Annotated in this window: 2 protein-coding genes and 1 pseudogene; 1 reads left to right on the top strand and 2 read right to left on the bottom strand. The window is 74.0% G+C overall.

Annotated elements, in window-relative coordinates:
- Together ABEB16_RS13390 and ABEB16_RS13385 are read right to left on the bottom strand one after the other, a co-directional pair.
- A pseudogene (locus ABEB16_RS13390) lies at positions 1-437 on the bottom strand (sugar ABC transporter permease); the annotation flags it as partial.
- 1 nt (position 438) lies between these two features.
- Entirely contained in the window at positions 439-2,106 is a 1,668-nt protein-coding gene (locus ABEB16_RS13385; protein ID WP_345712744.1) for an extracellular solute-binding protein, read from the bottom strand.
- A gap of 237 nt (positions 2,107-2,343) precedes the next feature.
- Here ABEB16_RS13385 and ABEB16_RS13380 point away from each other — a divergent pair.
- On the top strand, positions 2,344-3,963 hold a 1,620-nt coding region (locus ABEB16_RS13380; protein ID WP_345712743.1), incomplete at its 3' end, for a glycoside hydrolase family 3 protein.

Below are 3,963 nucleotides of genomic sequence, written 5' to 3'. Positions count from 1 at the left end.
ATCGACTGCACCGTCACCCGGACCCGCTTGCTGAGCACGCTGTTGAGCAGCAGCGCCAGCGCGATCGGGACGGGGAAGAAGAACACGAGCTGGAACGCGGTGATCGTCAGGGTGTTCTGCACCGCGTGCCAGAACGAGGGGTCGGCGAAGACCCGCTGGAAGTTCGCCAGCCCGACGAACGGGCTCTCCCGGAACCCCGCGATCGGGTAGTAGTCCTGGAACGCGACGACGTTGCCCAGCATCGGCACGTAGGCGAAGACGGCCAGCAGCAGCACGCCGGGCAGGCACATCAGCAGCAGCGAGCGGTCGCGGCGGACGCGCGCGCGCAGGCTCAGCCGCGGCCTGCCGCCCACGTGCCCGCGCCGCCCCGTCCCGCCCCGGCGGGGCTGCTGCCCACCGGTGCGGGGCGGGGCGGCCGGGCGGGTGCTCGTCGCCACGTCAGATCTCGGTCTCGTCGCCGGTGAGGAACTTCTCCCGGTACGCGCGCAGCTCGTCGCCGCCGCTGCTGCGCCAGGTCTTCACCGCCTCGTCGAGCGCGTCGAGGTCCTCGCGGCCGCGGGCGATGTCCTTGACGAGGTCGTCGAACGGCTTGCCGAGGGAGGAGTACTGGGCCGGGTCCTGGATCTGCTGGCCGTAGAACACCGGCTCCACGGAGAACGTCGACATCCGCGCCATCCAGTCGGTGAGGTCCCTGACCATGTCGGGGAACTGGACGGTGGCGTTCACGATGGGCGGGCTGACGAGGAACTCGTAGGTCGAGGTGACCTCCGTCTGCCCCTTGGCGTTGAGGGTCGGCGCGCCGGCGGCGTCCCGGGTGAAGTGCTCGCCCTCCACGCCGTAGCGGACGAGCTGGTACTCCTCGGTGCCGAACGGCGCGGCGCAGAAGTCGGCGATGGCGAGCATCTCCTCGATCCTCGCCGTGTCGTCGGTCCTCTTGAGGAAGCTGAAGATGCCCGCCGGGGCGCCCTTGGGGATCCGCGGCTCCTGTCCGGCGGGGGCGAAGAAGTCCAGCGGCTGCTGGTCGTAGGACGGGTTGCTGGGGCGGACCCGGGTGAGGGCCTCCTCCCAGCCGCCGAGGCCGTCGAAGGTCAGCAGGGTCTGCCCGGCCTCGAAGCGGTCCTTGGCGTTCTGCGTGTTGCCGGCGACGGCGTCGGGGTGGACGGCACCGGACTCGAAGAGCTGGCGCAGCCACGCCACGGCCTCGCGGTAGCCGTCGGTCTCGAAGCGGCTGACGAGCTTGCCGCCCTGGACGTACCAGTCGGTGGAGGCGTTGAAGATGAACTGCGCCCCGTTCCACACGTCCTCCGAGCCCCAGCGCCCGGCGGCGGGGTCGGTGGCGGCCTTGGCGACCGCGATGTACTCCTCGGGCGTCGTCGGCGGCTGCAGGCCGAGCTGCTCGAAGATGTCGCGCCGGTGGAAGATCGCGTTGCCGATGAGCTCACCCGGGTAGGGCAGGGCGTAGATGCGGCCGTTGAACGCGGAGTACTTCCAGGCGTCGGTGGGGATGTTCGCCAGGTTCGGGTACTTCTTGATCTTGTCGCCGGCGAGGAAGTCGGTGAGGTCGGTGAAGAGCTTGCCGACGCCCTGGCCGAAGCGGGGCGGGATGTTCCAGCTGGGCATGACGACCCAGTCGGCGATGTCCTTCGGCGAGGCGAGGACGGCCTGCAGCTTGTCGCCGTAGGTGTTGCCGTCGGCGACCTGGAAGTCCAGCGTCGCGCCGAGCTGCTCGTTGACGGCCTGGTAGAAGGTGTTGCTCCCCAGCCCCGGCGGCGGGGTCCACCAGGCCGGGCTCATGACGGTGTAGGTGCCGCCCTTGCCGGGGGTGGCGGCGACCGACTTCACCAGCCGGGCCGGCATCGTCGTGAAGCCGGGGGTGGAGCCGTCGACCCCGGGGATGTCCGGCTGCACGAGGTCGAGCGGTTGGTAGGCGGGCAGGATCCTGGCGAGGTCGGCGGCCGAGATCGGCCCGGTCGCCGCGGGTGCGCTGCCGCCACCGCTCGAGGAGCAGGCGCTCAGGGCGCCGGGCGCCGCGACGGCGATCGCCCCGGTGCCCATGAACCCCAGGACCGACCTGCGGCTGAACCTGGCGCGCGTGCGCTCGTCCATCTGCGTCCACCACTTCCTCGTGTGGGACCGGGACCGCTGCCGGCGGACCGTGCGGCGCGCGGCGCGGCGTGGTCGCGGTGCGACATCCCTGTCGAAGCGATTCGATTGTGCCGACTGTAGAAGGCCGAGAGGTCCGATGACAACCGCCCCGGCACGCGGGTCCGCGCGCCGGGGGACCTCGACCGCGAGCGCCGGGCACGCTACCTTCGAAGCGCTTCGACGGCGAGAGGATCGACGATGACCCACGACACCGCGGCCGCCCCCGCACCCGCGCTGCCGCACCCGGCGGCGGGCGCCGCCCCCCACCCCTTCCGGGACCCCGCCCTGCCCGTGGCCCGGCGCGTGGACGACCTGCTGGCCCGGCTGACACCGGCCGAGCGGCTGGCGATGCTGCACCAGCACGCCCCGGCCGTGCCCCGCCTCGGCCTGGCGGCCTTCCGCACCGGCACCGAGGCGCTGCACGGCGTGGCCTGGCTGGGCGCCGCGACGTGCTTCCCGCAGGCCGTCGGCCTCGCCGCCACCTGGGATGCGGACCTGCTGCGCCGCGTCGGCACCGCGACCGCCCGGGAGGTCCGCGCCAAGCGCGCCACCGACCCCACCGTCAGCCTCAACGTCTGGGCACCCGTCGTGAACCCGCTGCGCCACCCGCTGTGGGGGCGCACCGAGGAGGGGTACAGCGAGGACCCGCACCTCACCGCCGAACTCGCCACGGCCTACGCCCGCGGCCTGCGCGGCGACGACCCGCGGGTGTGGCTGACCGTGCCGACGCTCAAGCACTTCCTGGCCTACAGCAACGAGACCGACCGCGCCTGCACCTCCTCGCAGCTGCGCGAGCGCGTCCTGCACGAGTACGAGCTGCCCGCCTTCCGCGGCCCGATCGCCGCCGGCGTCGTGGGGGCCGTCATGCTCTCCTACAACCTCGTCAACGGCGTGCCCGCGCACGTCTCCCCCCTGGTGCGCGAGCACCTGCGCAGCTGGGCGGGCGACCCCGACGCCCTCACCGTCGTCACCGACGCCGGCGCGCCGCAGAACCTCGTGCACGCCGAGCGCGCCTACCCCGACGCCGCGGCCGCCGACGCCGCCGCCCTGCTCGCCGGGGTGGACAACTTCACCGACGACGGCGAGGACCCCGGTCCCACCCTGCGCGCCCTCACCGCGGCGCTGGCCGCCGGCACGATCGGGCAGGCCGACGTCGACACCGCCGTGCGCCGGCTGCTGACCCTGCGGGTGCGCACCGGGGAGTTCGACCCGCCCGGCGGCCCCTTCGACGGCATCGGCCCCGAGGAGCTGGGCCGCCCGGAGCACGTCGCGCTCGCCCGCGAGGCCGTGGCCGCCGGCGTCGTCGTCCTGCAGAACCGCGACCGGCCCGACCGCGGTCCCCTGCTGCCGCTGGCCGCCACCGGGCGCACCGCGGTCGTCGGACCACTGGCCGACCTGGTGCTCACCGACTGGTACAGCGGCACCCCCACCCGCCCCGTCCCGCTCGTCACCGCGCTGCGCGAGCGGCTGGGTGAGGACGCGGTCGTCGTGGCCGACGGCAGCGACCGCATCGCCCTGCGCAGCACCACGACCGGCCGCTACGTCACCACCGACCCGCGCGACGGCGCGCTGCTGGCCACCGCCGCCAGCCCCGGCGCGGCCGACGCGCAGTTCGACCTCACCGACTGGGGCCGCGGCGTCGTCTCCCTGCGCGCCGCCCGCACCGGCCGCTTCACCACCGCCCGCGGCGCCGCGCTGCACGCCGACGCCGAGCGCATCGGCGGCTGGGTGGTGCAGGAGAGCTTCCGGCTGCACCGCCACGACGACGGCACCGTCAGCCTCCTGCACCTCGGCACCGGCCGGTGGGTGCGCGCCGAG

Source organism: Kineococcus glutinatus, assembly GCF_039542765.1.
Classification (GTDB): domain Bacteria; phylum Actinomycetota; class Actinomycetes; order Actinomycetales; family Kineococcaceae; genus Kineococcus_A; species Kineococcus_A glutinatus.
The sequence above is the reverse complement of the archived record's forward strand: the minus strand, read 5'-3'. Positions and strand labels throughout refer to the sequence as shown.

Coding starts and splice junctions, on each gene's coding strand:
- ABEB16_RS13385 (WP_345712744.1), bottom strand. CDS start 2,106: ATGGACGAGCGCACGCGCGCCAGGTTCAGCCGCAGGTCGGTCCTGGGG.